The sequence below is a fragment of the Sphingomonas bacterium genome, from assembly GCF_903643065.1.
Taxonomy (GTDB): Bacteria; Pseudomonadota; Alphaproteobacteria; order Sphingomonadales; family Sphingomonadaceae; genus Sphingomonas.
Window position 1 is genome coordinate 1 of record NZ_CAHJWX010000363.1, and the last position, 3,192, is coordinate 3,192.

Annotated in this window: 2 protein-coding genes; one reads left to right on the top strand and one right to left on the bottom strand. The window is 68.2% G+C overall.

Annotated features, from left to right (window positions below; genetic code table 11):
* On the top strand, window positions 1–466 hold a 466-nt coding region (locus tag HUU95_RS12055), incomplete at its 5' end, for an amidohydrolase family protein (RefSeq protein ID WP_174280327.1).
* Window positions 467–578: 112 nt separating this feature from the next.
* Here HUU95_RS12055 and HUU95_RS12060 read toward each other — a convergent pair.
* Window positions 579–3,192: TonB-dependent receptor (locus HUU95_RS12060; protein WP_254602776.1), on the bottom strand; the 2,614-nt coding region annotated here is incomplete at its 5' end.

Below are 3,192 nucleotides of genomic sequence, written 5' to 3' on the forward strand. Positions count from 1 at the left end.
CGACACGGTGGAACATGGCGACGAGGGCACGCCGGCGGTGTTCGCGCTGATGAAGGCGCGTGGCACCTTCCTGTGCCCGACGCTGGCGGCGACCGACGCGGTGACGCGCTATCGCGGCTGGAACGGCCAGGCGCCCGAGCCGCCCGCGATCGTCGACAAGCGGGCAAGCTTCGCCGCCGCGCTCAAGGCCGGGGTCAAGCTGTGCGCGGGCGGCGATACCGGCGTGTTCGCGCATGGCGAGAACGCGCGCGAGGAGGAGCTGATGGTCGCCTATGGCATGACGCCGCTGGCGGTCATGCGCGTCGCGACGGCGGGCAATGCGGAGGCGGTGGGGCTGGCGAACCGGATCGGACGGGTCGCGCGGGGCTGGCTCGCCGATCTGGTCGCGGTCGAGGGCGACCCGACCCGCGACATCGGCGCGCTGCGCCACATACGGCTGGTGATGAAGGGCGGGGTGCGTTTCTAGCCTCTCCCCTCCCCTTCAGGGGAGGGTCGGGGGTGAGGCCTCTCGATCGGAGCCATCGTCTGCGGCCAGGCCCCACCCCAACCCCTCCCCTGAGGGGGAGCGGCTTCGTCGATCAGAACTTCGCGGCGACCTCCAACCCCCACGTCCGTGGCGCATTGAAATTGCCGTAGTCGCCCAGGATGCCGCCATAGTTGCTCGATACCAGCGTCGCGCCGTTATAGTTGAGCACAGGCCCCGAATTGGCGTCGGAGCGGCGGTAGATATAGGTCTTGTCCAGCAGGTTGCGCGCCCAGACTGACAGCGTCACCCGGTTGGTGTCGTTCACCTTGATGTCGGCGAGCGCCAGGCGGCCGTTGACGATGAAGCTGGCGTCCGCCTTGGTCGGCTCCAGCTGGAAGGTGTACTGGCTGCTAGCGTAATTTCCGTCGAGGTGGAAGCGGATCGTCGCGTCGCTGCCCGCGATCGGCATCGCATAGTCGATCGCGCCCGACGCCGCGTTCTCCGGCGTGTAGACGATGTACAGCTGCTGCGGCAGCCCGCCCGTCAGGCTGTTCACCGCCGACGGCGCGCGCACGTGCGTATAGGCATAGGAGCCGGACAGCGTCAGCTCGGGGATCGGCCGCACCGTCAGGTCCGCCTCGATGCCCCGGATCTTGGTCTTGCCGGCGTTCTGCGTCTGCTCGACATGCGCGCCGTTGGTGGGGCTGGACGCGGAGGTGTCGAACTGGTCGAAGTCGAACTGCGTGTTGCTGCGGTTGGCGATATAGCCGGCGAGGTTGAGCCGCACGCGGTGGTCGAGGAAGTCGGTCTTGGCGCCGATCTCATAGGACTTCACCGACTCCGGGCCGAACGCCAGGAAGGTCTGCGACCGGTCGTTGGCGCCGCCGGCGCGGAAGCCGGTCGAATATTTCGCGTAGAGGTGCGCGTCGGGCGTCACGTCCACCGCGACGTTCGCCAGCACGTCGAACCGGCCGATGCTGTTGGAGAAGCGGAACGGCGTCTTGGCGCTGTTCGCCACCGTCGTGATCGGATTGAGATCGGTGCGGTTGTTGATGATGAACAGCTGGCCGCGCCGCTTGTCGCGCGTGTAGCGGCCACCGCCCGTGATGTGCAGGATGTCGAGCCCCTCGGGCGTGTAGGTCAGGTTGCCGAAGCCCGAATAATTGTGATCGAACGCCGAGCTGTCGCGGGTGATGAACTGGCAGCTGTTGGTGAACTCGGGCGCGGTCGCCGCCAGCGTGTTGACGCACGACGGCGCGTATTGCTGATAGCCGGAGTTGGCGCCGGTGACCGTCCCCGTCACGATCGGCGGGCGCACGGTCTGGATCGTGCCGTCGGCGTTGAACACGTTGGAAAGCGGGGTGGCCGCATACTCGGTCGCGTGCTCGGTATAGTAATAGGCGCCGACCACATAGTCGAACTGCGGGATGCTGCCGACCGCCTGGAACTCCTGGCTGAACTGGTGCTGGCGCAGATAGGACAGGCTGTAGCGGCTGGTGTTGCCGTTGGGCGCGAAGGTGGTCCGGGCGAAGCCGCCCGAATTGTCCCACTGGTCCGTGCTCACGCCGCGCCACGCGGTGATCGACCGCAGCTCCAGCGCGGACGACAGGTGATAGCGAAGGTTAGCCGACACGCCGTGCGTGATATCGACGCTGGGCTGCTGCGGGACCGCGAAGTCGGACGTGTACTGCCGGTCCGGGTGCGGGGTGACGATCGGCGCCAGCGGCGCGATGCACACCGGGCGCGTGCTGCCCGCCGCGATGGTGCCGCCGCACGCGACGCCGCCCGCCGCGATCGACCGGGTGTAGAGCGCGTAGGTCGGGGTGGCCCCGGCGGCGGCGGTGTTGACATAGACGCCGACCGGGTATGGGCCGCCCGCCTGGGCGGGGCTGAGCTTGTTGCCCGGATTATAGTTCAGCAGCTGGCTGAAATTGGGCGTGTTGTCGTCCTTGGCATAGTCATAGGCGATGTCGGCGGTGAAGCCCTCGACCGGCTTCCACCGTGCCGCCACGCGGCCGCCCTTGCGGTCGTAATAGTTCCAGCCGGTGGAGCCCGACAGCGGGTCCTTCACCGTCGGGTCCTGATGCTGGTAGACGCCGTCCAGCTTGATCGCGACGTTCTGGTAGGAAGGCAGATCGAGATGCAGCTCCGTGTTGCGGCTGCCGAAATTGCCCACGCCCGCGACGACGCGGCCGTCGAACACGCCGGTGGGCGCCTTGGTGACCAGGCTCAGCGCGCCGCCTTCGGTGTTGCGGCCGAACAACGTGCCCTGCGGGCCCTTGAGCACCTCGATCCGGTCAATGTCGAATAGCGCGGCGTTGAGGCCCTGCGTCTTCCCGAGCGCGATGCCGTCGATATAGACGCTGACGCCGCCGTCGCGCGCCGTCTGGTTCTGGTCATAGGGGACGATGCCGCGGATGCCGATGGTCAGCGCCGACTGGCGCGCCTCGAACGTCGCGACGCGCAACGACGGCACGGAGCCGTCGGCGAGGTTGAACAGGCTGAGGACGTGCCGGTCCTCCAGCGCCTGCGTGTTGAGCACGCTGATCGAGATGGGCGTGCGCTGGAGGTTGGTCTCGCGCCGGGTGGCGGTGACGACGACGTCCGCGATCCCCTGCGTATCGCCCTGGCCCTGGCCGGCGGCGGCGGTCGACTCGGCGGTGCCGGGCGCGGCGTCGGTGTTGGCCGCGCCGTTCGTCTGGGAGGCGGGCGGGTTGGTCGTGCCG